The sequence below is a fragment of the Chryseobacterium proteolyticum genome (assembly GCF_046591535.1).
Lineage (GTDB): Bacteria > Bacteroidota > Bacteroidia > Flavobacteriales > Weeksellaceae > Chryseobacterium > Chryseobacterium proteolyticum.
The window spans coordinates 340,361-364,785 of record NZ_JBJLWK010000001.1 but is presented as its reverse complement, the minus strand read 5'-3'; the positions used below and the strand labels follow the sequence as shown (position 1 = coordinate 364,785).

The 24,425-nt window shown below is 35.9% G+C and carries 23 protein-coding genes and 3 pseudogenes; 13 read left to right on the top strand and 13 right to left on the bottom strand.

Annotated elements, in window-relative coordinates; genetic code table 11:
• Positions 1–49: 49 nt before the first annotated feature.
• Positions 50–661: an inorganic pyrophosphatase gene (locus ACJ5H0_RS01515; RefSeq protein ID WP_172283200.1), complete on the bottom strand. Its 612-nt coding sequence runs from the start codon at positions 659–661 to the stop codon at positions 50–52.
• A 22-nt stretch (positions 662–683) separates the two neighbouring features.
• Positions 684–1,196, bottom strand: coding sequence for a DUF7935 family protein (locus tag ACJ5H0_RS01510; protein ID WP_172283202.1), 513 nt, complete (start codon positions 1,194–1,196; stop codon positions 684–686).
• A gap of 185 nt (positions 1,197–1,381) precedes the next feature.
• On the opposite strand from ACJ5H0_RS01510, the gene ACJ5H0_RS01505 reads away from it, so the two are divergent.
• Positions 1,382–2,128: an FkbM family methyltransferase gene (locus ACJ5H0_RS01505; RefSeq protein WP_411246844.1), complete on the top strand. Its 747-nt coding sequence runs from the start codon at positions 1,382–1,384 to the stop codon at positions 2,126–2,128.
• Here the strand turns inward: ACJ5H0_RS01505 and ACJ5H0_RS01500 are convergent.
• From ACJ5H0_RS01500 to pdhA, 8 genes are all read right to left on the bottom strand, one after another.
• Entirely contained in the window at positions 2,123–2,383 is a 261-nt protein-coding gene (locus ACJ5H0_RS01500) for a hypothetical protein (RefSeq protein ID WP_411246843.1), read from the bottom strand. The genes ACJ5H0_RS01505 and ACJ5H0_RS01500 overlap by 6 nt on opposite strands.
• The gene (locus tag ACJ5H0_RS01495) at positions 2,352–2,954 is read right to left on the bottom strand and encodes a phytanoyl-CoA dioxygenase family protein (protein WP_411246842.1); all 603 of its coding nucleotides are present in this window, start codon (positions 2,952–2,954) and stop codon (positions 2,352–2,354) included. The genes ACJ5H0_RS01500 and ACJ5H0_RS01495 overlap by 32 nt, the downstream gene beginning before the upstream one ends.
• A gap of 184 nt (positions 2,955–3,138) precedes the next feature.
• Positions 3,139–4,059: a GNAT family N-acetyltransferase gene (locus ACJ5H0_RS01490; protein WP_411246841.1), complete on the bottom strand. Its 921-nt coding sequence runs from the start codon at positions 4,057–4,059 to the stop codon at positions 3,139–3,141.
• A complete protein-coding gene (gene radC, locus ACJ5H0_RS01485; RefSeq protein WP_172283210.1) occupies positions 4,056–4,733 on the bottom strand; it encodes a RadC family protein in 678 nt (225 codons plus the stop codon). Before radC ends, ACJ5H0_RS01490 begins: the two co-directional genes overlap by 4 nt.
• A 37-nt stretch (positions 4,734–4,770) precedes the next feature.
• A complete protein-coding gene (locus ACJ5H0_RS01480; protein WP_411246840.1) occupies positions 4,771–5,328 on the bottom strand; it encodes a murein L,D-transpeptidase catalytic domain-containing protein in 558 nt (185 codons plus the stop codon).
• A 24-nt stretch (positions 5,329–5,352) separates the two neighbouring features.
• Positions 5,353–6,021: an ABC transporter ATP-binding protein gene (locus ACJ5H0_RS01475; protein ID WP_172283214.1), complete on the bottom strand. Its 669-nt coding sequence runs from the start codon at positions 6,019–6,021 to the stop codon at positions 5,353–5,355.
• 142 nt (positions 6,022–6,163) lie between these two features.
• Positions 6,164–7,780 carry a pyruvate dehydrogenase complex dihydrolipoamide acetyltransferase gene (locus tag ACJ5H0_RS01470; protein WP_345988801.1) on the bottom strand — a complete coding sequence of 539 codons (1,617 nt, stop codon included), beginning with the start codon at positions 7,778–7,780 and terminating at the stop codon, positions 6,164–6,166.
• 96 nt (positions 7,781–7,876) lie between these two features.
• A complete protein-coding gene (pdhA, locus tag ACJ5H0_RS01465; protein WP_172283218.1) occupies positions 7,877–8,878 on the bottom strand; it encodes a pyruvate dehydrogenase (acetyl-transferring) E1 component subunit alpha in 1,002 nt (333 codons plus the stop codon).
• Positions 8,879–9,005: 127 nt separating this feature from the next.
• On the opposite strand from pdhA, the gene ACJ5H0_RS01460 reads away from it, so the two are divergent.
• The 3 genes from ACJ5H0_RS01460 to ACJ5H0_RS01450 are packed head-to-tail and all read left to right on the top strand — an operon-like array spanning position 9,006 to position 10,086.
• Positions 9,006–9,380, top strand: coding sequence for a hypothetical protein (locus ACJ5H0_RS01460; RefSeq protein WP_411246839.1), 375 nt, complete (start codon positions 9,006–9,008; stop codon positions 9,378–9,380).
• A 20-nt stretch (positions 9,381–9,400) separates the two neighbouring features.
• Complete coding sequence (locus ACJ5H0_RS01455) at positions 9,401–9,610, top strand: phosphatase PAP2 family protein (protein WP_411246838.1); 210 nt, start codon at positions 9,401–9,403, stop codon at positions 9,608–9,610.
• Positions 9,611–9,618: 8 nt separating this feature from the next.
• Positions 9,619–10,086 (top strand): BlaI/MecI/CopY family transcriptional regulator, encoded by a 468-nt coding sequence (locus ACJ5H0_RS01450; protein WP_172283222.1) that lies wholly within the window; start codon positions 9,619–9,621, stop codon positions 10,084–10,086.
• Between the two features lie 127 nt (positions 10,087–10,213).
• On the opposite strand, the gene ACJ5H0_RS01445 is transcribed toward ACJ5H0_RS01450, so the two are convergent.
• A complete protein-coding gene (locus ACJ5H0_RS01445; protein WP_172283224.1) occupies positions 10,214–10,570 on the bottom strand; it encodes an RNA recognition motif domain-containing protein in 357 nt (118 codons plus the stop codon).
• 577 nt (positions 10,571–11,147) lie between these two features.
• Here ACJ5H0_RS01445 and ACJ5H0_RS01440 point away from each other — a divergent pair.
• From ACJ5H0_RS01440 to ACJ5H0_RS01405, 8 genes and pseudogenes are all read left to right on the top strand, one after another.
• Entirely contained in the window at positions 11,148–11,543 is a 396-nt protein-coding gene (locus ACJ5H0_RS01440) for an acyl-CoA thioesterase (RefSeq protein WP_172283226.1), read from the top strand.
• On the top strand, positions 11,540–12,100 hold the full coding sequence (locus ACJ5H0_RS01435) for a helix-turn-helix domain-containing protein (protein WP_273647841.1): 561 nt from the start codon (positions 11,540–11,542) through the stop codon (positions 12,098–12,100). Before ACJ5H0_RS01440 ends, ACJ5H0_RS01435 begins: the two co-directional genes overlap by 4 nt.
• Positions 12,101–12,388: 288 nt before the next feature.
• Positions 12,389–15,283, top strand: a pseudogene (locus ACJ5H0_RS01430) (heavy metal translocating P-type ATPase).
• Between the two features lie 59 nt (positions 15,284–15,342).
• A complete protein-coding gene (locus ACJ5H0_RS01425) occupies positions 15,343–16,071 on the top strand; it encodes a DUF72 domain-containing protein (RefSeq protein ID WP_411246837.1) in 729 nt (242 codons plus the stop codon).
• Between the two features lie 126 nt (positions 16,072–16,197).
• Positions 16,198–17,064, top strand: coding sequence for a polysaccharide deacetylase family protein (locus ACJ5H0_RS01420; protein ID WP_411246836.1), 867 nt, complete (start codon positions 16,198–16,200; stop codon positions 17,062–17,064).
• A gap of 112 nt (positions 17,065–17,176) precedes the next feature.
• A pseudogene (locus ACJ5H0_RS01415) lies at positions 17,177–17,837 on the top strand (YggS family pyridoxal phosphate-dependent enzyme).
• 56 nt (positions 17,838–17,893) lie between these two features.
• Positions 17,894–19,078, top strand: a complete 1,185-nt coding sequence (locus ACJ5H0_RS01410; RefSeq protein ID WP_172283238.1) for a sigma-54-dependent transcriptional regulator — start codon at positions 17,894–17,896, stop codon at positions 19,076–19,078.
• A gap of 72 nt (positions 19,079–19,150) precedes the next feature.
• Complete coding sequence (locus ACJ5H0_RS01405; protein ID WP_172283240.1) at positions 19,151–20,518, top strand: MATE family efflux transporter; 1,368 nt, start codon at positions 19,151–19,153, stop codon at positions 20,516–20,518.
• 27 nt (positions 20,519–20,545) lie between these two features.
• Here ACJ5H0_RS01405 and ACJ5H0_RS01400 read toward each other — a convergent pair whose 3' ends face one another.
• Positions 20,546–21,115: a Crp/Fnr family transcriptional regulator gene (locus tag ACJ5H0_RS01400; RefSeq protein WP_172283242.1), complete on the bottom strand. Its 570-nt coding sequence runs from the start codon at positions 21,113–21,115 to the stop codon at positions 20,546–20,548.
• Positions 21,116–21,192: 77 nt separating this feature from the next.
• On the opposite strand from ACJ5H0_RS01400, the gene ACJ5H0_RS01395 reads away from it, so the two are divergent.
• A complete protein-coding gene (locus ACJ5H0_RS01395) occupies positions 21,193–21,882 on the top strand; it encodes an HAD family hydrolase (protein WP_411246835.1) in 690 nt (229 codons plus the stop codon).
• Between the two features lie 113 nt (positions 21,883–21,995).
• Here ACJ5H0_RS01395 and ACJ5H0_RS01390 read toward each other — a convergent pair.
• Positions 21,996–24,399, bottom strand: a pseudogene (locus ACJ5H0_RS01390) (alpha/beta hydrolase family protein).
• Positions 24,400–24,425: the final 26 nt, after the last annotated feature.

Sequence of the window (24,425 nt, the reverse complement as noted above, 5' to 3'; positions counted from 1 at the left end):
TGAAAATTCATCTGCCTTCTTTATATTGTGTTCCGGATGCTGTTTTATTTTAGCCACCGAATTTTTCTGCGTAGTCTTTTTGCGATGCTTTTATTACTTTTCTTGCATGCTCTACTCCGTAAACTTCCTGGATTCTACATTTTGCAGGCTCATCCGGTAAGTTTTTGTATGTTAAGAAGTAATGCATCAATCTTCTTACTTCGGCTTCCGGTAATTCAGCGATATCCCTGAAATGTCCGAAAGCATGATCACCTACCATTACAGCAACAATTTTATCATCAGCCTCACCTCCATCAATCATTTTGAAACCACCGATTGGAATAGCTTCCATCAACATTCCTCCTGAGTGGATGTTGTGTGAACTTAATACACAAATATCCAATGGGTCATGATCTCCCATTGTTACATCATCAGCACCGCTTTCAACAGCAAGCTTCATAACTTCATTATGGCAATATGTTCTTGGCACAAAACCATACAAAGCAGGGATAATATTTGAAAATTTCTGAGGACGGTCTACTTTTAAATATCCAGTTTCCTTATCAACTTCATACTTAATCGTATCTGAAGGAACAATCTCCACAAATACATTTACAACATTTGGCGCATCTTCTCCTGCAGAAATTCCATGCCACGGATGTGCTTTAAAATTTGGAATCATTATTTATATTTTAATTTTTTTGTTATGATAATATTAAAACTTCTCTTCTTAAATCTTCTATGGTAACAGCAATATAATCTTCAGCATTCATGTAATTCATAATAAAAACCGTTTTAAATTCATTAAGATCGGCATTATTATTAAGACCTTCATACGTCTTATGAAGCAAATCTATAATTGCATTTTTACAATCGACAACATTCTTCCATGAATTTTTCGTTAAATAAAGCTGCTGAGAAGAATTATACTCGAACTCTTCATTGATCGTTTTTTCCGTAAGAAAAATAAATTCATGAACTGCCAGATCCTTATCAAACCGCTGAACAATATTCGAAGGTTTGATCCTTTCCAGAAACAACGTCATTCTTTCATATGAATGGCTTTTATTCTCTGAATTAGATTTGACGGACAGAAGCTTTATTTCCTGGTTTTTAAGGGTAATATAGGTATGTACAAATTGTCTCAGCAAAACCAGAAAAGGAATTGCAATAATTAGAGCAAAAGCATACGGCAGATATTCTGAAAAACTTGTCATAATTCGATGTGCAAAATTACTAATAATTTACTATTCACTATGCAAGTTTAAAGCTTTTATTTTTTATTTTACTATCAAAAAAATAGTGAAATAAACATAAATACCATTAATTTGTACTGTCAACCATCTTATAATTTATAATGTCTTTAAAAAACTACATTTCAAAGGTAATTTTCAATAAAAATATGAGCGGTACTCTGAAGACCTTTTTTACAATTATTGTGAATTCAAAAAGGTACAGTTCCAAATTCAGAAAGAACGATCTCAATTTTAATAACAATGAGACCTTTGTATATAATTTTAAGAAGAATAAAAAAGAATTCAGCCTGTATTTGAGGACCTTTAAAGGTGATATTGATATTTTCTACGAAATATTCTGGAAAGAAACCTACACCGATCATCTTAAATTCTTAAACAAAAGCCCTGAGATTATAGTTGATCTCGGTGCTCACATCGGAATGACCTCCATTTACCTGTCTCTGAAATATCCTAACGCCAAAATTTATGCAGTGGAAGCTTCCAGCGATAATTTTGAACTGCTAAAAGTCAATACGCAGTCATTTAAGAATATTATTTGTTTACATGCAGCAGTCCATTTTGAAGATGGTGCTTTACACTTTGGTGGAGATGAACTTTCTTACAATCAAAAAATATCTGAAACCGGTATTCTTACGGACGCTTTATCTATTGTAAGCATCATGAAAAATAATGGTATCCAAAATATTGATCTTCTTAAAATCGATATTGAAGGAGCGGAAGCTGAACTACTCAGCAAGAATAATTCATGGCTTCAAAATGTAGAGAATATAGTAATTGAAACTCACCCGCCTTATGATTCCATTACGTTAAACAAAGATCTGAGTCCATATGAATTTACCATAAAAAGCCAGAGTAAAGATGTGTTTTTTGCATGCAAACCAGTCGGTTTATAATTCAAAAAGTGCGGGACGTTGGGTCACTTCATGATAGCAAACACTGTTTTCATCAAAATAATGATAAACAAGACTTTTGCGGGTTCTGCTTTTATCCAGGTGTGGTTCCCCTCCATGGAGAATGTTCGCATGCCATATTAAAAGATCTCCCTTTTTAGCTCGAAAAACCTCTTTCTTTAATCCCAGCTCCTGAACTTTATTTTCTAAAAACTCCTCATAAGCCTTATAACTTTTTTTTACCGATTTTAAAGACACTTCCTTCATTATCATAATCAGAATTCAGGAAATAAGGTAATTGATGGCTTCCCGGAATATAGTGCAATGCTCCGTTATTTTCGTCTACATCTTCCAAAGCGATCCATACGCCCAATAATCCTCCCAGAGGATAGGTAGTCATGTGGATACTATCCGAATGTGTTTTTTGCTGGCTCCCGTTAATAAAATTGATACTCTGGAAAAGTTTGGCCTGCCCGTCCAGTAACACCGATAGAAAATCGAGAAACTCCTTATCATTACCAATACTTCTGATAATTTCCGAATGATGGATAGCAAACATCAGCTTACCGCCGTAACGGAATTTCAAAGTCCCGTCATTCATTAATTTTTCGATTTCAGCATTGATCTGGTCCACCGTTGAAGAATTAAGGTAATTTTTTAAGATCAGATATCCATTATCATTATACCTGGATGCACTTTCCTTATTTTCTTCCGATAGGCTTTTATAAAAATCCGTATTCATCATCTTTTCCTGATGCACTTCTCTTTTGCTTGCAGGAAGATGCGAAAAATCTTTACTTGAAATACTTGAAAAGTAGTTCTTTTTCACACCATACTTTTTATAAAGCGGAATATTATGTTTTAATTTATTCTTATTGAAAAAATTATAAATAACGTAAGGTAATTTGTAATTTCGGATCTGCTTGAACATCGCTAAATAGGTTGTTAAAATAACCTCATAAAGGTACAAATAATATTTAGAACGAATCTAAATGAGATACAGGTCTTGTCATCTATTTTAATGTTGAGAATTTTCCTTTAATAATTAATCTCACTAAATTCTCAGCCAAAGATTTCACAGAACTCTGCAGAACCCCATAAGGTCTTAATTCCGGACGGAATCCTCTGAAAAACTCTTCAATATTAGGTAGCTCTCCTCCTTCAAAATCAAATATTTTACTTTCAATATGATTCCTGATTGCATGATCGATGAGAACGGATGCGCCAGAAATTTTCACATGTTCTTTATCGTTAAATGTTCCAAGTAAGGCAACAGTACCTAAATCTTCATAAAGCGCAATTATATTAATGATCTGATCTTTAAAATAAAAAGCTGAAAATTGAATTTTACCCAGCTTATAAAATACTTCAAAAATCCTTAAAAAGCCGTTAAGATCACCTTCTTTATCAAGTCCAAGCATATTGGCCGAAATAAAACTTCGGGCCTCTTCAAAGCTTACATTTTTAATCAGGGAATTCTCCAGTACATTTTCGTCAAGCCTTAACTTCCTTTTCCTTTTAGGTGAATATTTGGCATACACCCTTTCGTATGCATCAGGTAGAATAAGGAAATTTTTTCTCAGTGGTATTGTAGATTGAAACTGATTACGATCATTGAACTGGTAAATTCTTATCAGATAGTTTTCCTTTAAAAATTCCAAAAACGCCTGGTTGATTGAAACATCATCTTTCTTTGAAAAAACGCCTAGCTGCTGACAAAGCATAGGATTGTGAACAATTTTTATTCCGTATTTTTTTACGTACGGAACCGGCATTACTGCTTCATAATCATTGTAAACAAGCAATTCCCATTTATCCAGGGACGTGATATCTAAAAAAGTTTTAGAAGCTGAATATTTCCTTTGTTCAGAGCCTTCCAGGCATTGGGTATATTTTTTAAAATCAATTTCAGGGTATCGTACTCTCTTAATCATAATAATCCTTCGTCTGAGAAACTAAAATATGCATTCTGGGTTATTATTAAATGATCCAAAAGCTGGATACTTAAAAACCTTCCCGCTTCCTTTATCTTTTGGGTTATGGTGAGATCTTCACGGCTGGGTTTTAAACTTCCGGAAGGATGATTATGTGCTATAATTACACCTGTAGAAAAATTATCCAGCGCTGTTTTGAAAAGAACCCGTACATCAACGATAGATTGACTGATCCCACCCTGTGTCAGCTGTGAAATCTGGGTAACTTTGTTACTTTGGTTAAGGAACAGTGCCCAGAATTCTTCAGTTCTTAAATCCGATAAATGATTTTTAAAAATGACATAAGCATCATTACTATTCGAAATAACCGGCTTGTCTGAGATTTCCTGCCGGGCACGTCTGCGTCCTATTTCAAGAGAGGTAGCAATTGAAAGTGCTTTTACTTCACCTATCCCTTTAAACTTCATAAGCTCTTTAACGGACAGCAAACTGAGTTCATTCCAGTTATTATTAACAGATGATAAAATCTTCCTTGCTAATTCCAGGGCAGATTCATCTTTATTTCCACTTCCCATTACAATGGCCAATAATTCAGAATCGGAAAGTGAATCTTTACCTTTTCGTAAAAATTTTTCCCGTGGCCTGTCATCCTCAGCAAGAAATTTAATGGACATAATTGAAGTTTAAATTAAAAGTACAAAGTACGAATTTTTAATAAAAAGCATACAATATTACCGGTAGTTTAGATGAATCAATAAAGCGGGCGGTTTGTTGAAAAGCACCAAACGATAACATCGGACAGCCAAGGCTCAGACAAGCAGGAGTTTGTGATTCTTTATCCGGTATGCATCCGTATGAATGAATAACAATAGCTCTGCCCATTGCATTATTATTGCTTGAGTCAAGACCGTTTAACCGGTAAGATTTCCCGAACTTCCCTATATAACTTTCTTTGATTTCAAATTTCCCCAAGGAAGACTGATAAGAGCCTTCAGTATTACTAAAGCTAAGGACGTCCGTGTTTTTATTAACGGAACCACTTCCATGAGAAACAATAGCCTGCTGAAGTATTTTATTATTTTTCAGGTCGTAAACAAAATAACGGTATTTACCGGAGTGGATTTTATAATTAATGAATATAGCGAGGTTTTGATTATAACTTTTCCCGGCTAAGAATCTTTTAATTTCAATGATCTTTGCTTCCGGCAAATTAGAATTGATCTGTGACTTAAAGCCCACAAAAATAAATAATACCAGAAAAAAGAGCATTCTTTTTTGCATGATTGAAGCAAACTATTCTATAATCATTCCATCTTTCATCACCAGCTTACGGTCTGTAATCTCCGCGAGATTGGGATTATGGGTTACAATAACAAAGGTCTGATTGTATTTATCCCTAAGATCAAAAAATAAACGATGCAGATCATCCGCATTTTTTGAATCAAGATTCCCCGTTGGTTCATCAGCAAAAATAGTTTTGGGAGAATTGATAAGTGCCCTTGCTACCGCTACCCTTTGTGCTTCTCCACCAGACAACTGGTTCGGCTTATGATGCAATCTCTGTTCAATTCTTAGATCTTCAAACAGCGCATAAGCTTTTTCCAGCGCTTCTTTTTCATTTGCTCCTGCAATTTTGGTAGGTAACAAAACATTTTCCAGTGCTGTGAATTCAGGAAGCAACTGATGGAACTGAAATACGAAACCAATATTCTGGTTTCTGAATTTAGAAAGCTGCTTATCTGTCATATTGATAAATGACTCGCCAGCCAATGTAATTTCGGTGTCGTAAAGTTTTGAATTAGTAGGTGAATCCAATGTTCCCAAAATCTGTAATAGAGTAGATTTTCCGGCTCCGGACTCTCCCACAATAGAAATTACTTCCCCGGTTTTGATATGAATATCAACCCCTTTTAACACTTCTAAATTTCCATAAGATTTATGGATATTTCTTGCTATAATCATGTTTCAAAAATAGTGAATATAAATAAAATTCTAATGATCTTACATTAATTTTTTAATGATTGAAATTCTATTGAGTTACAAGATCTGTAAACAAAAAAAACCTCTCGTAACGAGAGGTTTTTATCTATATCATCCGGATTTGTTACAGTAACAAAGTCAAAGGACTTTCCAGATATGTTTTTAAAGTCTGTAAGAATTGAGCTCCTGTAGCACCATCTACTACTCTGTGGTCACATGCTAAAGATAGCTTCATAATGTTTCCAACTACAATTTCTCCGTTTTTAACAATCGGTTTTTCAATGATTGCTCCAACAGAAAGGATTGCAGAGTTGGGTTGGTTGATAATACTTGTAAATGTTTCAATTCCGAACATTCCAAGGTTAGAGATAGAGAATGTAGAACCCTCCATTTCATTTGCTTTTAAGCCTTTAGATTTAGCTCTTGAAGCCATATCTTTCACAGCCGCAGAAATCTGATTGTAGTTCATCTGGTCTGTATTCTTAAGAACAGGAACTACCAAGCCATCAGGAATCGCAACGGCTACTCCGATATTGATGTTTCCTCTGTGAATGATCTTATCACCTGCCCAGCTTGAATTTACCTGCGGATGTTTTCTTAACGCAACAGCTGTTGCTTTAATGATCATATCATTGAATGAGATCTTCGTGTCTGGTAAGGAATTGATTTCTTTTCTTGCCTCAATTGCTTTATCCATATTGATCTCTACCATCAGGTAATAGTGAGGTGCAGAGAACTTACTTTCTGCAAGACGTTTTGCAATTATGCTTCTTACCTGAGAGTTTGGAGTTTCCGTATCTTCTCCCTGAACAAAATTCAAAGCAACCTGAGCTGCAGGACTTGCTGTCGGAGCAGATGCTGCCGGCTTAGCCTGAGAAGGCTGATAATTTTCTATATCTTTTTTTACAATTCTTCCGTTTTCTCCGGAACCTTGTACACCATGGATATCCACCCCTTTTTCCTGAGCAATTTTCTTAGCCAAAGGAGAAATAGCAATTCTATCCGTAGATGATGAACTCACCGCCTGAGCAGCTGGTTTATCTTCTGCCTTCACTTCGGATTTTTGTTCAGCTGGTTTTTCTGAAACAGCACCCGATGATTTTGCAGCACCTACTCCTGAAACATCTGTTCCCGCAGGTCCTATAATTGCCAATACCGAATCTACCGGAGCTGCTCCGTTTTCCTCAACACCTTGCTTTAATAATACCCCGTTGAATTCAGATTCAAAGTCCTGAACAGCCTTGTCAGTTTCGATCTCCGCAAGAAGATCTCCTTCTTTTACGGTATCTCCTACGTTTTTATGCCATTTCGCTACCTTTCCTTCTGTCATTGTATCAGATAGTCTTGGCATTGTAATCACTTCCACTCCTGCAGGAACTTCAGAAGAAGCCTGTTCTACACTCGTTTCTTTATTTTCGGTTTTAACCTCTTCTTCGGATTTTTTCTCTTCAGATCCTCCCGCTGCCGGAGCGCTTCCTCCTTTCAGTGAGGATATATCTTCACCTTCATTACCAATGATTGCAAGAACAGAATCTACAGCTGCAGCACCGCCTTCTTCTACACCTACGTACAAAAGGGTTCCTTCTATCTCAGATTCGAAATCCTGAACAGCTTTATCTGTTTCAATTTCAGCTAAAATATCTCCTTCTTTTACTTTATCTCCAACTTTTTTATGCCATTTCGCCACTTTCCCCTCCGTCATTGTGTCGGAAAGACGAGGCATTGTAATTACTTCTGCCATAATTTTTTAATATGATAATGAATTAATTTGATAATTTGATAATGAAAGGGATATGATAATAACTCCCGGTCATCATCATATGATCTCCTATTATGTTTAGTTTTCCAGTTTATCTACGAATGGGAAATCTTCCTGTGCATATACATACTCATAGATTTTTTCCGCGGTTGGATATGGAGAATTTTCCATAAATTCCACACATTCGTCAACAAAATCTCTGGATTTATTTTCAATAGTTTCCAATTCTGCTTCTGTAGCCCAGTTATTCGCAAGGATTCTTTCTTTTACCAATTCGATTGGATCATCTTTTTTATGGATAGATACTTCTTCCTTGGATCTGTACGGCTCAGCATCCGACATCGAGTGACCTCTGTAACGGTATGTCCTTGCTTCAATGAATGTAGGCCCATCACCTCTTCTTGCTCTTTCTATAGCTTCATAAGCTGCCTCAGCCACTTTTTCAGGATCCATTGCATCTACTGCAAGACAAGGCATTTCATATCCTAATCCTAATTTGTAGATATCTTCATGATTGGCAGTTCTTTTTACAGAAGTTCCCATCGCATACTGGTTGTTCTCTACCACAAATACTACCGGAAGCTTCCAGTTCATTGCCATGTTAAATGTCTCATGTAATGATCCCTGTCTTGCTGCTCCATCTCCAAAGAAACAGATATTTACAGCTTTTCTGTCAAAATACTTATCAGCGAAAGCAATACCAGCTCCCAAAGGAATTTGTCCTCCTACAATACCATGACCTCCGTAAAAACGGTGCTCCTTACTAAAAATATGCATAGATCCACCCATACCTCCGGATGTACCTGTAGCCTTTCCGCAAAGTTCCGCCATAATTCTTTTAGGGTCTACTCCCATTGCCATTGGATGAATATGACATCTGTAAGCAGTAATCATACTATCTTTGGTTAAATCCATTGCATGGGTAAATCCGGCTGGAATAGCTTCCTGACCGTTATACAAATGTAAAAAACCTCTGATTTTTTGTTTTAGATAAAGAGAACGGCATTTGTCTTCAAACCTTCTCCACATTGTCATATCTTCATACCACTTAAGGTATACCTCTTTAGAAAATTCTTTCATGTGCTAGCTCTTGCTTATTTATTATGAAATAGTTGAGCAAAATTATAAAAAAAAACTTTGTTTTTATTGTATACATACCAATTGTTTTTTTTACTTATAATGTTATATTTGAGTTTTTAATTTAAACATGGAAGAAAAACAAACATCCGCATTGCATAAAATCTCCAGAATTATCTCAGAATTTTTCAGTCCGCTGGTATCTTTATTTTTATTCTTTGTTTATAAAAGTGTTCATGAATATTCCCTTAAAGACTCAGTTACTTACTTTCTTCCTATTTTACTTATCATTATAATTCCTATTATAATCTGGTTGATCTGGAATGTAAAAACCGGAAGATATACCAATATGGATGTTTCAAACAGGGTTCAGAGGAAGACATTTTATATATTTGCTGCAATTGCTGTGATTGCCTATTTACTTTTTCACTATATCAAATATGGCTCACTGGATTTTCTAATGCTTTTTATCCTTATTCTCCCTTTTTTCCTTACAGATAAGTAATTTTTTTTATTAAAAGCTCTATGCATACGGCCTTCAATGTTTTTGTCGCCGGCTTATTTTATGCCATTAGTTGGAAAATGGGACTTTTATGGCTGGGAATAGCTGTTCTTGTGGGAATTACAAGAGTAATATTAAAGAGGCATACTATAAAAGAAGTATTTATGGGTGCGGCAATAGCATTTTTAATTTCTTTTCTTTATCTTTATTGCAGTATACACTTTCAACATTAGAATATCTTATGAAAATAAATCATCTTACAACTGCAGAAGAAAACTTAATGAAGCTATTTTGGAAGCTCGATTCATTCTACCTGAAAGATGTTATGGAGCAGCATCCGGAACCAAAACCACATCAGAATACTGTATCCACTTACCTGAAGATCCTTGTTGAAAAGGGATATCTTTCTACACAGAAAGAAGGCAGGATTTTTAAATATTCAGTCACCATACCCTATGAACATTATAAAAAGTTTTTGCTAAAAGAACTTTCGCATAACTTCTTTCATGATTCGGGAAAAGAGATCTTACAATTCCTATTGAATGAAAAATTAATATCACAGGATGATCTAAAAGAGTATTTCGATCTTAAAATTGAAATAAAACCGGTAAAAACCAAAATACCGAAGCTGGAGATTGCCAATGAGATCCTTAATCCCAAAAAGGATAAGAAAAACAGGGATAAAAAGAAAAAGAAGAAAAAAGATTAGCCCCCGAAGAAGGCATATTTATAAATAAGTAAAACAGTATCGTATAAATTTATTTATATTGATTAATTAACAAGGAACACGAAATAAAAAGACATAAAAAAAGCGGCTTAAAAGCCGCTTATATTTTTTACCAACGATTTCCGCCGCCGTTTCCACCACGGTTGTTACCACCGCCGTATCCACCGCCTCTGTTGTTTCCATAACCACCACTTCTGTTGTTATCGAAACTTCTTCTTGGCTTCTCCTCTCTTGGTTTAGCTTCTGAAACGTTAAGTGTTTTTCCGTTAAATTCTTTTGCGTTTAATGCTTCAATAGCTTGCTTTCCTTCTTCTTCTCCCATTTCTATGAAACCAAAACCTCTGGAACGTCCAGTTTCCTTGTCTGTAATGATTTTAGCAGAAGATACTTCTCCAAATTCTGCGAATAAATCTTGTAATTCGTACTCTTTAGTTGAGTAATTGATGTTTGAAACAAAAATGTTCATTGTTAAATAAAATTATAATAATTAATAAAAATTTGGTATATAAAAGAAAAGCAACATATATTAAATGAACAAATATTGATTCCAAATATAAACGTTCGCAAGATACAATTTAAAATTTCAAATCAAAGCGTTTTTACAAGTATTTTATCACCCACATTTGATCTATTTACAAAAATTATCGTAAAACAATATTTTATATATGTATATCAATAATATTATAAGCAATATTTGGGAAAATTAAATATTTTTTAACACTAGATCTTATAGTAAAATGACACTTATATAGCAACAAATACTATTAAATTACTAAAATACAAGTTAAAACCACATCTTTTTAACCTTATCATTGAATATTTTTTAATAAAAACAACTACATATTTATAAAATACTATGTATCAAATCATTAAACAAAACGAAAATAATAAAAAATAGAAAAAGATGACAGGATGAGTTTTATATTCCGAAATGATGAAATTTTCTGATCGAGAAAATAAATATTTCTCTTTTGATAACTAAATCCTATTCGTTTGATTAAGCCAGTTTTTAGCGCTAAATTTGTGGGGCAAATTATTAAGGTATGAACTATCACACTAGAAAATGGGTAAAACCCGAAGATCTGAATCCTAATCATTCACTTTTTGGAGGCAGGTTATTACAATGGATCGATGAAGAAGCTGCTCTCTATGCTATCATTCAGTTAGAAAACACAAAAGTAGTTACGAAGTTCATTTCGGAAATCAACTTCGTTAGTTCTGCCAAACAGGGAGATATTGTTGAAATCGGGATTGAAGTAACAGCATTCGGTTCGAGTTCTATTACATTGCGATGCGAGGTACGAAATAAAATGACGCATCAAACTATTATCACGGTAGATAAAATTGTAATGGTCAATTTAGGTGAAGACGGAAATCCTCTTCCTCATGGTAAAACACAGGTTGAATTCGTAAAGGACCGATTAAATAACCAGCTATGAAAATTTTCATCAAAAATATGGTCTGCGGCAGGTGCATTTCTGCCGTTTCTTCTATTTTTAATGATTTTGGGATCGGAATACAATCCATACAACTTGGGGAAGTGGAAACGGAATCAGATATTTCAGATCATGATATGCGTTTCATTGAAACAGAATTGGAAAAAACAGGTTTTGAAAGAATAAAGGATTCCTCCCATCAACTTGTTGAGAAAATCAAAAATCTCATTATTACCAAAATCAGCGAACTTGATATTGATGAAGACTTTTTATTATCAGAATTTCTGGCTTCAAAAATACATAAGGATTACAGTTCCCTTTCAAAAACCTTTTCCCAAAATGAGAATATTACTTTGGAGCAGTTTTTTATCCTTCAAAAGATAGAGAAGGTAAAGGAGCTTCTTTTGTATAACGAATTTACGTTAACAGAAATTGCTGGAAAGCTTGGTTATAAAAGTGTACAGCATTTATCCTCACAATTCAGAAACAGCACAGGATTCACCCCTACTGAGTTTAAAAAACTGAAAGTCCATAACAGAAAACCGCTTGACAGTTTTTGAATGAAGTATCAGAGCGTATGGGATTAATTAGAGCTTACATGTTTGACGGTTTAAGCATATAATTGGAGATGATAAAATAGCCTTTAAGCAGATAAATGCTTCAGTACTACAAGATAATAAAATCCCAAATAACTCAATATTACTCCATTATTCAAAACCCTAATACCCTAACACCCTCCGACTCTCAAACATCCAAATACCCGATTTCCCAAATTCTATAACTATTATCCTTAAATTTATAACATACATTATTTTCCTTTACGGAATTTTGTATTATAATTTAAGATCATGGAACAACAATATAAAATACTCGGAATGAGCTGTTCCGGTTGTCAGAAAAAAAATCTCTGAAAAGCTAAATTCAATCGAGGGAATTACAGCAGATATCAGTCTGGAAAATAATCTTGCAACTATTATCTCAGATACTCCTATTAATCTTAATACGCTAAACAAGGCTTTAGCCGAGATTGGTCATTATCAGCTGGAGGATCAGACGCAGCCGGAAAAAGCTTTCATTAAACCTCAGGATCGTGTTTCTCCATCTTCAGTTTACTATTGTCCTATGGAATGCGAGGGAGATAAAGTATACTTCAAACAGGGAGAACGATGCCCGGTTTGTCATATGTACCTTGTTCCTATTGAAGAAAAGCAGGCTAAGGACCCTAATTACAAACCGGCCTATTCTTCCAAACATTTGCCGGAAAACTTCAAAGACCATATTGGAAAATATTATTGTCCGATGTTTTGTGAAGGAGATAAAATATATGATGAAAAAGGCGACTGTCCGGTTTGTCATATGCACCTGGAAGAAATTACACAAGAGCTTGTTAATAATTCATCATCAGAACATACCCATCAACATTCTCATTCTCATTCTCATTCTCATTCTCATTCTCATTCACATTCTCATTCACACACCCACCATCATCATGAAGCTCCTAAAGTTACGGATGATATGGCTGGAAGATACTATTGTCCGATGTATTGCGAAGGAGACAAAACTTATGACAGCAACGTAGGGTGTCCTGTCTGTGGGATGGATCTTGTGAAATATCCTGAGAAAAAGACCGCAAAATATACCTGCCCTATGCATCCTGAAATTATACAGGACGAGCCTGGAAGCTGTCCCATATGCGGAATGGATCTCGTAAGAATGCCTGATACTGGAGAGGAAGAAGATGATGAAACCTATAATATATTAAAAAGGAAATTCATTATTTCATTGCTATTTACCGTTCCCGTATTTATTCTTTCTATGGGAGGTATGCTGATTAACTTCCCGTTCTCTCATCAGATTCAGGGCTTTATTGAGCTGGCTTTAACACTTCCTGTGCTTTTCTATTCTGGGTGGTTTTTAATGAAAAGAGGCTGGGTTTCATTTAAAACATGGAATCTGAACATGTTCAGTCTGATTGCCCTGGGAGTTTCTGCAGCATTTATTTTCAGTATTGTCTCTCTTCTTTTTCCGGATATCATCCCACATGAAATCCGCGGTCACAATCATGAGATCCCTCTTTATTTTGAGGCGGTCTGTGTTATTCTTACGCTGGTTATCCTGGGGCAACTCATGGAAGCCGCTGCTCATAAAAAACTGGAAATGCGATCAGGGAGCTGATGAATCTTTCACCGGATGAAGCCAACCTGATCGTAAATGGAGAAGAAAAAAGGGTTCTTCTTTCTCAAGTAAAGATCGGTGATTTTTTAAAGGTAAAGCCCGGAGAAAAGATACCGGTAGACGGAAAAATAACGGAAGGCAACTCTATTGTTGATGAAAGTATGATCACCGGAGAACCGATTCCTGTAGAAAAAAATATGGATGATAAGGTCTCATCAGGAACAATCAACGGGAATCAGGTTTTTATTATGAAAGCTGAAAAAGTTGGTGATGAAACCCTATTGTCCCAGATCATCAAAATGGTGAATGAAGCAAGTCGTAGTAAAGCACCTATTCAAAAATTAACCGATAAAGTTTCCAAAATCTTTGTACCGACGGTTATTCTTATTGCCGCTTTAACATTTGTCGGATGGCAATTCTTCGGGCCCGAAGGGAAAAGAAGCTTGTTTGCTTTCGTCAATGCTGTAGCTGTACTTATTGTAGCCTGTCCTTGTGCATTAGGTCTTGCTACTCCAATGTCTTTGATGGTTGGAATAGGAAAAGGGGCTAAAAACGGCATCCTGATTAAAAATGCCGAAGCTCTGGAACAAATGAACAAAGTAAATGTTCTTATTACGGACAAAACAGGAACTCTTACCGAAGGGAAACCATCTGTAGAACACATTGAAACAGTGGATAACGGAAATCAGGATCAGATTTTAAAATTAGCCTATTCATTGAATCAGAATTCAGAACACCCCCTGTCTAACGCAGTCATTAAAAAAGCTAAGGATCAAAAAATCTCTTCCGCGAAGGTGGAAAAGTTTGAAAACATATCCGGAAAAGGGGTAAAAGGAATCATCGATGGAAAAACGGTGTATGTTGGAAACGAAAATCTCCTGACCTCTCATCAGATTGCCATTCCTGATAGTTTAAAACAGAAGGCAATTGAAGTTCAGTCCAAAGCGCATACGATTTCATATATTGCCGAGGATCATAATGTTTTAGGGTTCATAAGTTTTAGGGATAAAATCAAAGAAAGTTCTAAAAAGGCCGTTGAGCTCTTAATGAAAGAAGGTCTGGATATCGTGATGATGACCGGCGATAATGAACATACAGCTAAAGCTGTAGCGGATGAGCTGGGTATCATACACTACAAAGCCAATTGTTTACCTGAAGATAAATTAAATGAAGTTAAAAAACTTCAGAAAGAAGGAAAAATTGTCGCAATGACAGGTGATGGAATCAACGACTCTCCTGCTTTGGCACAATCCGACATCGGAATTGCTATGGGAACAGGGACGGATGTCGCTATTGAGAGTGCAGAGATTACTTTATTAAAAGGAGATATCATAGGTGTAGCCAAAGCTAAGCTTCTGAGTGAAAAACTATTGAAGAATATTAAGGAAAACCTCTTTTTTGCTTTTATCTATAATGTATTAGGAGTTCCTATTGCGGCAGGATTATTGTATCCTTTTTTTGGAGTTCTGTTATCTCCGATGATTGCAGCCGCAGCTATGAGTTTCAGCTCTTTATCGGTGATTCTTAATTCATTAAGATTAAACGCTGTCGATCTCGACATTAAATAATCAAATTTTCCTCCGGATTCCAGGTTTATAGAACAAATCCGGAGGAACTTTATAAAACCATGAAAAAAGAAATGTATCATATCGGTTGCTCAGGATTCTATAATAACGATTGGAAAGGCTCTCTTTATCCACAAGATGCATCTGCTAAAAATTTCCTTACGCTCTATTCTCAAGAATTCAATGCTGTAGAAATTAATTCTACCTTTTATAGAAAACCGACTCTGAAAACTCTTGTAAAATGGTTTGATGAAACTCCTGAAGAATTCAGGTTTTTTATTAAAATCCCCAAAACAATTTCCCACGAAAAAAGAATGAAAGATTGTAAGGACGAGATCGAAATCTTTTGCCGTCACATCCATGAGGGATTAAAAAATAAACTATCCGGATTTTTATATCAGTTTCCGCCTTCTTTCAAAAATACTCCCGAAAACCTTGATTTGGTACTAACACATCCAGACTTTGATTTTGTAAATGTAATGGAATTCAGACATATTTCATGGTGGACTGATGAAGTCTTAAAGGCTTTAAAGCAAAAAAACATTATTTTTTCCGGTGTCAGTTTTCCCGGAAATCTTCCGGAAGACTTAATGAGTAATCATCCTGAAATCATTTATTATAGACTTCACGGAAAGCCTGTGCTCTACAAATCTGAGTACACTCACGAATTTCTCAATCATTTGGTCGAAAAAATACAAAAATCACAAAAGAAAGCGTTTATATTTTTCAATAACACCTGGGGAACTGCCGCAATCAAAAATGGCCTGTATCTGAAAAAAATATTATCTTGAAAACCCTTTACAATTAATAGATTAAAATATTATTAAAACTTATTTTTTTGTAAGAATTGGTATGTATATTGTTAACATCTATTTGTAAATTTTAACGACAATTAACATTTAATCTCCAATTTTTTTATGAAAAACCTTTTTGCGGAAAAGTCGCGAAACCTGACTTTTCTTGGGATGTTTGCATTGCTGAGTGCAACTTCAGTTTTATTCAACAGCTGTAATGAGAAAAAAGACGCGAAAGATTCTGAAAAGATGATTTCCAAAGACCATCCCGTCGCAAAAATAGTACCCGAATTGGAGGATGACGAAGCACCGACAGACAAAAGAGTTATTTATCTTACTTTTGATGATGGTCCTAATCGCGGGACCGAAAACCTTCTGAAAGTTTTACGCAAAAGAAATGTATGTGCTACTGCATTTATAGTGGGAAAACACTGCTATGACAGCAACAGACAAAAGAATGATATGGAACTGCTGAAAGCAGACCCATTGATTGAACTGGCTAATCACAGCTTTTCGCATGCCCACAACAAATATTCCAGTTTTTACAAAAATCCGGAAGCAGTTGTTCATGATTTTGACAGAGCAAAGGACAGTCTTACACTGCACAATAAAATCGCCAGAACTCCGGGCAGAAATATCTGGAGGCTCAACAACATCAATGTTACGGATATTAAAAGTTCTTCGCTGGCAGCCGATCATTTAAAAAAGGCAGGATATAAAGTAATCGGCTGGGATCTGGAATGGAAACCCACAAACAGAATGGTCCTTAAAGGAAGTCACGAAGCCATGTTGAAAAAAGTAGACAGCATCTTTTTTAATGACCTTGAAAAAACATCAAGACATTTGGTGTTCCTTACCCATGATCAGTATCTTTCGGATACCGATTCAATTAATGAGCTCGACCTGTTTATTGAAAAACTACAGAAGACCAATCGCTTTGTATTCAGAAAGATTTCCGCTTATCCTAAAATCAATGAAGTTTTAAATTAAAACATGAAACAAGGCTCATTCTGAAATTTCATAGCAAAAAAATAACTCAGACCTATTTAAAATTTTATAAAATCATTAGCTTTTTGCTATAAGAATTCAGAAATTTGCAATTATGGATATTAAAGAAAATTACAACAATATAAAGGGACAGCTTTCCGAAGGAGTTCAATTGGTAGCAGTTTCAAAAACCCATCCTGTTTCAGCTATTCAGGAGGTTTATGACCTGGGACAGAAAGTTTTCGGTGAAAATAAAGTACAGGAGCTTATGGAGAAATATCCTCTGCTTCCGAAAGATATTCAATGGCACCTTATCGGGCATCTGCAAACGAATAAGGTAAAATATATTGCTGAATTTATCGACACGATCCAGAGTGTGGATTCTGAAAAAGTATTGCTGGAGATCAATAAAGAAGCAGGAAAACATAACCGAAAAATTAAGGTTCTTCTGCAGGTAAAAATCGCTGCTGAAGACAGTAAATTCGGTCTTGAAATATCAGAAGCCAGAGAGCTCTTCCAAAGATACATCAATGGTGAATTTGCTAATATTCACATTACCGGACTTATGGGGATGGCTACATTCACTGACGATCAGCAACAGGTAAAAAAGGAATTTTTAACCTTAAAAAAAGTTTTTGATGAATTAAATCAATTAAAAAAAACTGGATACCTTATCAATGGGAATGAGTGATGATTTCCGTATTGCCATTGAATGCGGGGCAAATTCCGTACGGGTTGGCTCTGCAATTTTCGGGCGAAGAGATTATTCTAAATAAAGTATTTAGGTATAGTTTTTGCTAATAATTCAATCAAAAAATCTAAATTTGCAACTATGCAAAAAATCCTTATAGTAGAAGACGAAAAAGCAATCTCAGGAGTACTGCACAGTATTCTGTCTGATGAACTTACCAATTATGAATTTGTAGTAGCCGAAGATGGTTTAGAGGGTTACAAACACCTGGAAAAAGAAGATTTCGCATTAGTGATTTCCGATATAAAGATGCCAAAACTTTCAGGAACAGAGCTTTTGAAGCAGACTTTGGTGTTAAAACCCGAAACTACTTTTATTATGATCTCAGGGCATGCAGATATTGATTCTGCTGTTTCTTGCTTAAAGGATGGAGCATATGATTTCATTTCTAAGCCTATCGATATCAACAGACTGATCACCAGTGTTAAAAATGCCTTAGCGAAAGAAACCCTGAAAAAGGAAAATAAGACGCTACAGAGTGAAAATAAAACACTTAAAAGAAAAGTCAACAAAAAATACCAGATGATCGGTGAATCTCCTGCATTACAGAAGATTCAGGATATGATCGAAAAAGTAGCTGTTTCTGATGCAAGAGTTCTTATTACCGGGCCTAACGGTGCAGGTAAAGAGCTGGTAGCGCATGCTATTCACAATCAAAGTGAACGGGCAAAGGGACCTATGATCGAAGTAAACTGTGCGGCGATCCCATCAGAACTGATCGAATCCGAACTTTTCGGACACGTAAAGGGTTCTTTTACCGGAGCTATCAAAGATAAGCAGGGAAAATTCGAACAGGCAACAGGAGGTACTATCTTCTTGGATGAAATCGGAGATATGAGCCTTATTGCACAGGCAAAGGTTTTAAGAGCACTTCAGGAAAGCAAAGTTTCTCCTGTAGGAAGCGACAAAGAAATAAAAGTTGATGTAAGGGTTCTTGCTGCCACGAATAAAAATATGCAGAAAGAAATTGAAGAGGGGAAATTCAGAGAAGACCTTTACCACAGGTTATCTGTAATTGAAATCTATGTACCACCATTGGATGAAAGAAAAGAAGATATCAAATTATTGGTAGAACATTTCTCAGGAATGATTTCAGACGAACATGGTACAGCCGTGAAAAAATTTGATGATGAAGCGATTGAAGCGCTTAAAGCCCTTTCATGGACTGGAAATATCAGAGAATTAAGAAATGTTGTGGAAAGATTAATTATTCTAGGTGGAAGCACAGTTTCCAAGGAGGATGTTGCAAATTTTGTAAGAAAATAATTTAATTATAAACTAAATAAATTATAAAAAATTTGCAGTAGTAACACTGCAAATTTTTTTTTTGTTAAAACTATGAGCTTTTTAAATAAAAACTATACCAAAGAATGCCTTACTTTGGCGCTACCCGTAATGCTAACGCAGGTAGGACAAGTATCTGTTAACTTATTCGATAATATTATTGTCGGAAAACTATTAGGTGCAGATGCTTTAGCTTCCGTTTCTCTAGGAAATGCAGTATTTTTCTCGACATTTGTACTGGCACTGGGATTCTCTTTTGCGATCCCTCCCCTTGTTTCGGAGGCACATTCAAGACACGACCATGAAAGAATTAATTCCGTATTCAGCCATGGATTTGTGATCAATATGACTGTAGGAATTATTTTAATGGCAGTCCTGTTACTCGGATTACCTCTACTCTATCATTCGGGACAGCCTGCGAAGATCGTTCCTGATACAGTTCATTTTTTGGGAATTATGGCGATCAGTATGATCCCCTTTATGGCGTTTCAGACCTTGAGAGAGGTTTCTGAAGGGCTATCCTACACGATTGGTGTGACCAAAGCAACCATTATTGCAAACGTTATTAATATTGTTTTAAATTACGTTTTTATCAAGGGTCTTTTCGGATTACCTCCGATGGGAGTAAAAGGATCTGCTTTGGCCAGTTTGATCGCCCGGATTTTTATGGTGGTTTTTCTTTACTTCGTTTTATTAAAAGAAGAAAGAACAAGACGCTATATCAAAGATTTTTCATTAAAGATCCAGGTGTTCTCCAGAAGTATGTTCGATAAAATGGTAAAATTAGGACTACCAACAGCTTTGCAAATGTTCTTTGAAGTAACTGCCTTCGCGGGAGCCGCTTTCATCTGTGGATTGATTTCAGCTCACGATATTGCCTCTCACCAGATTGCATTAAGCATGGCCTCGTTTACCTTTAATTTATGTGTAGGATTCAGTGTAGCCTCTACCGTAATGATCGGAAGGAAGATGGGTGAACAAAATTATGTAGAGCTGAGAAAAGTTGGGCTTAATAATTTAAAAATTGCCTTTATCTTTATGTGCATCTGTGGAATTGTATTTATTCTGGGTAGAAATATTCTCCCAACATTCTTCACGAAAAAAGAAGAAGTTGAAGTGATAACACTGGCATCAAAACTAATGATTATCGCAGCATTATTCCAGTTATCTGATGGAATTCAGGTTACAGCATTGGGGATGCTTAGAGGAATACAGGATGTGAAGATCCCTTCTATTTACACTTTTATAGCATATTGGGTGATTACCGTTCCATTGGGCTACTTATTGTGTGTTACGCTAAATATGGGGGCATTCGGAATGTGGATTGCTTTAGGATTGGGATTAACCATTTCTGCGATCTTCCTGGTCAAACGTTTTTTAAATATGTCTGCAAAGAAAATCAGGCAGAATGCATCCATATAAAAAAAGCGGTCTTGTAAGACCGCTTTTTTAGTTATTATTCAGACTTTTCAACGCCCTGTTTAGGCTTCTTATGGTCACTCCTAAATAAGCAGCCATATCTTCTTTTGAAATTTCAATCTCCTGTTTGGATTGTAGCTTCAGAAGCTTTGCCAGATTATGTTCAGTGGTGTACAGCTGCTGGTAAGACGCCCTAGTCGATGTATTTACGATACGTTCGGCAAATACATCCAGCAAAAGGTTATTCAACGTAAGGTCATTTTTAATCACCGATCTCAAATAAGGGATGGAAATAGCGTATACAGAAACATTGGTCATAGCTTCGATGGAGCAAAGGCAATTAATATTTTTAATAAACTCTATTTCACCTATAATTTCACCTTTTCCCAGAAACTCCATAATATATTCCTTTTCATTTTCCTCTACAAAATAGCATTTTGTAATTCCTTCACGAATAAGCATTACTTTCGACGCCGCTTCGTTCTGGGTAAATATTTTCTGCCCCTTTGAAAATGATTTTATAACAATATCTTCTTTACGCTCCTGATTTACGTATAGCTGCTCTAAATACTTTAAAAATGCTTCGTTCGTTCGTAACATATAGGGTCCGGGACAAATGTCCTTTTCTGATGTATTTTTTATTCTGATTTTTGCCTTCAGAAATGTACAAAAGTAAAATGAAAAATCATATAACAACAATAGCATTTGATGCAGACGATACGCTCTGGATAAACGAGCCGTATTTTCAGGAAACGGAAAAGGAATTTTGTGCTTTACTGGAAGACTACCTTCCACATCACTCCGTTTCTCAGGAATTATTTAAAACCGAAATGCAGAATCTTCACCTTTACGGTTATGGGGTCAAAGGTTTTATGCTCTCTATGGTGGAAACCATCTGCAGAGTCTCAAGCGGAACAGCTTCACTCCAACTAGTCAATAAAGCAATTGAATTGGGGCATAATTTACTTCAGCAGCCTATAGAACTTCTTGAAGGTGTAACAGAGACTTTAGAACAACTAAAAGGAAAATACAGGTTGGTTATGGCTACAAAAGGAGACTTGCTTGATCAGGAACGTAAGCTTAAAAAATCCGGGCTCGAAAAATATTTTCATCACATAGAAATTATGAGTGATAAGAAAAATAGTGATTATCAAAAGCTATTGAAGCATCTGGATTGCAAACCTGAACATTTTCTTATGTTAGGAAATTCCATAAAATCAGATATTTTACCAGTCCTTGAGATGGGAGGCTATGCAGCTCATATCCCTTTCCATATCACCTGGGCTCACGAGCAACATGAACATCAGCTGAAACATGAAAGATTTGTTGAACTTGATGATATCAGTGGGGTTTTGAAATATTTGTAATAATCAGTTGATATTTTATCTTGCAAATGCTTATTGTAATAATAACCATATTAATTCAATGATATTAGGTTTACTATAACAAAAAACTCGTCCCTTTGGACGAGTTTTTCAATTTATTTCTTGAGACATTTCTCCAGAAACTGATCTTGTTCCCATAGCAAATGAAGAATATTTTCTTTTGCGACATATCCGTGGGCTTCTTTAGGTAAAAGAACCATCTTTACGGGAGCACCCAGATTTTTCAGTGCCTGGAAATATCTTTCCGTCTGTAAAGTGAATGTTCCCGGATTATTATCCGCATCACCATGGATCAGCAATAATGGTGTTTTCATTTTATCAGCATTCATAAATGGTGACATTGTGTTATAAATTTCAGGTACATCCCAGTAGTTTCTTTGCTCACTCTGGAAGCCAAACGGTGTTAATGTCCTGTTGTAAGCTCCGCTTCTGGCAATTCCACACGCAAACAATTTAGAATGGGTTAAAAGGTTAGCGGTCATAAAAGCCCCGTAGGAATGCCCTCCTACGGCTACTTTTTTCTTATCGATATAGCCTAACTGATCTACTGCATTAATTGCTGCTTCTGCATTCGCTACCAATTGCGGAATAAAAGTATCATTAGGTTCTGTTTTTCCTTCCCCTATGATCGGGAATGCAGCATCGTCAAGAACAGCATATCCTTTTGTGGTCCAGTATACAAAGGAACCGTAATAAGGGAAGGTAAAGTCGTTAGGATTCTGAGTATTCTGCCCTGCCGTATTTTTATCTTTATATTCTGTAGGATAAGCCCAGATCAGCAAGGGAAGTTTTTCTTTTTTTGCTTTTCTGTCATAGTTTGCCGGAAGATAAAGAGTTCCCGTTAGCGTTACACCATCATTTCTTTTGTAAGTAATCACTTCCTTATACACATCTTTGATGCTTTCGAAAGGATTGGCAAAAGTAGTTATAGCTTCTGCTTTATTAGATTTGATGTTTTTCCTGAAATAATTAGGATACTGGCTCGCAGACTGCTGGATGGTCAGTACCTCACCTTTTGCGGGATTAAGGATATCTATAATATCTTCCTTAGCATTTTTTAAGTTTGAAGTGTAAAGTCTTTTCTTTTTTTAATGTTTTCACATCCATTTCATCGATAAAAGGATGCTGTCCGTCCTTTGTAAATCCTGCTCCGATGAGATAAGCTTTTCCCCCTTTCATATCAATTACAGTTCTTCCGAATTCATTTTTTGTGGTATTGAAATTTCCGGGATCGCTGTAAACGTCCTGATAGTTTCTGTCATCAATTACTTTTGACTCCCCATTGTTCAGGTCTACTAAAAATGACTTGGTATTTCTTGTATCATACCAATCTTCAGAAACGATAGCATAATGATCATTGGTCCAGCTCGTTCCTTCATATCTCTGCTTCGTTTTAAAGAACGATTTTGCCGCATTGTTAAACGGTGCTTCCCAGGTGAAGATTTCATCTCTGTATTCAGCAGTTCTAGCCTGATCACCTCCATCCAGCGCTTCTGCGTAAACAAGTGTTGCCGGGGCATCGCTTCTCCAGCCCATATCTCTTTTACCTGTTCTTACTGAGGCAAAACCTTTAGGCATAATCTCATTTAAAGGGACTTCATTTACGACTTTCACCATGCTTCCTTTAGCATCATATACAGTTGTTATCATGGGAAACCTGTTCAAAGGAACGATATATGAGAAAGGCTTTTTGATTGTTGTAACCATCAGGTAATTCCCATCCGGTGAAAAGCTCAGACCTGCATACATGTCCTGATCTTTCACTTTTTTTACGTTGCCGGAAAGATCTACGTTATAAATATCTGAAGCGGTAAGAATTTCAAAGTTTTTTTCATCCTGAGGATTTTTAAGAAGATCCTGATACGTTCTGTTTTGGGATACTTTTCCATCCGCAGTAGATACAATAGGTCCTGTTGGCAGATCCTTGCTTGAATCTATCAATGCAGGTCTGTTTTGCGGAAGCACTTTTATCAGTAAATTCTGAGAATCTTTATACCACGTATAAGGACTACCCAGGTTAGCGTTGAGATTATCATTGGTAACTTTCTTAGCCGTTGCCGTTTCAAGGTCCACGATCCAAAGCTCTACTCCTTTTGCTGTTGTATTGGTAAAGGCAAACTTTTTTTCATCGGGAGAAAAAGAAGTATTGGTTATTTTAGGATTGGAAGGCAATCCTTTTACCTGAGCCTCACTTTTATCATTGATTTTTCTAACCTTAAGGTTATTGGAGTAAGTTGCTGAACTAGAAATATTCGTCACGGGATTGATTCTGAGACCACCTAATTTCATTTCCTGCTGACTAAGATCTTCTAGGGTTTTATAGGTAGGACGGTAAGTAAAAATTACCCAATCCTTTTTACTGTTCATTAAAACACTTGGAGGTCTTTCGTAGTCTGCAAGTTTAAGAATTTCAGCAGACGGCTTTTGATAAGTAACATTTTCCTGCGCTTCATAAAAATTAAGGAACGCAAGAAGGCAAACGGTTAGTTTTATCTTCATTATATACATTTTTTACGAATTTAGTA

Coding starts and splice junctions, on each gene's coding strand:
- ACJ5H0_RS01450 (WP_172283222.1), top strand. CDS start 9,619: ATGAAAATAAATCATCTTACAACTGCAGAAGAAAACTTAATGAAGCTA.
- ACJ5H0_RS01445 (WP_172283224.1), bottom strand. CDS start 10,570: ATGAACATTTTTGTTTCAAACATCAATTACTCAACTAAAGAGTACGAA.
- ACJ5H0_RS01470 (WP_345988801.1), bottom strand. CDS start 7,780: ATGGCAGAAGTAATTACAATGCCTCGTCTTTCCGACACAATGACGGAG.
- ACJ5H0_RS01420 (WP_411246836.1), top strand. CDS start 16,198: ATGAAAAACCTTTTTGCGGAAAAGTCGCGAAACCTGACTTTTCTTGGG.
- ACJ5H0_RS01480 (WP_411246840.1), bottom strand. CDS start 5,328: ATGCTCTTTTTTCTGGTATTATTTATTTTTGTGGGCTTTAAGTCACAG.
- ACJ5H0_RS01405 (WP_172283240.1), top strand. CDS start 19,151: ATGAGCTTTTTAAATAAAAACTATACCAAAGAATGCCTTACTTTGGCG.
- radC (WP_172283210.1), bottom strand. CDS start 4,733: ATGTCCATTAAATTTCTTGCTGAGGATGACAGGCCACGGGAAAAATTT.
- ACJ5H0_RS01515 (WP_172283200.1), bottom strand. CDS start 661: ATGATTCCAAATTTTAAAGCACATCCGTGGCATGGAATTTCTGCAGGA.
- ACJ5H0_RS01410 (WP_172283238.1), top strand. CDS start 17,894: ATGCAAAAAATCCTTATAGTAGAAGACGAAAAAGCAATCTCAGGAGTA.
- ACJ5H0_RS01505 (WP_411246844.1), top strand. CDS start 1,382: ATGAGCGGTACTCTGAAGACCTTTTTTACAATTATTGTGAATTCAAAA.
- ACJ5H0_RS01400 (WP_172283242.1), bottom strand. CDS start 21,115: ATGTTACGAACGAACGAAGCATTTTTAAAGTATTTAGAGCAGCTATAC.
- ACJ5H0_RS01395 (WP_411246835.1), top strand. CDS start 21,193: ATGAAAAATCATATAACAACAATAGCATTTGATGCAGACGATACGCTC.
- pdhA (WP_172283218.1), bottom strand. CDS start 8,878: ATGAAAGAATTTTCTAAAGAGGTATACCTTAAGTGGTATGAAGATATG.
- ACJ5H0_RS01475 (WP_172283214.1), bottom strand. CDS start 6,021: ATGATTATAGCAAGAAATATCCATAAATCTTATGGAAATTTAGAAGTG.
- ACJ5H0_RS01435 (WP_273647841.1), top strand. CDS start 11,540: ATGAAAATTTTCATCAAAAATATGGTCTGCGGCAGGTGCATTTCTGCC.
- ACJ5H0_RS01425 (WP_411246837.1), top strand. CDS start 15,343: ATGAAAAAAGAAATGTATCATATCGGTTGCTCAGGATTCTATAATAAC.
- ACJ5H0_RS01510 (WP_172283202.1), bottom strand. CDS start 1,196: ATGACAAGTTTTTCAGAATATCTGCCGTATGCTTTTGCTCTAATTATT.
- ACJ5H0_RS01440 (WP_172283226.1), top strand. CDS start 11,148: ATGAACTATCACACTAGAAAATGGGTAAAACCCGAAGATCTGAATCCT.
- ACJ5H0_RS01490 (WP_411246841.1), bottom strand. CDS start 4,059: ATGATTAAGAGAGTACGATACCCTGAAATTGATTTTAAAAAATATACC.
- ACJ5H0_RS01455 (WP_411246838.1), top strand. CDS start 9,401: ATGCATACGGCCTTCAATGTTTTTGTCGCCGGCTTATTTTATGCCATT.
- ACJ5H0_RS01460 (WP_411246839.1), top strand. CDS start 9,006: ATGGAAGAAAAACAAACATCCGCATTGCATAAAATCTCCAGAATTATC.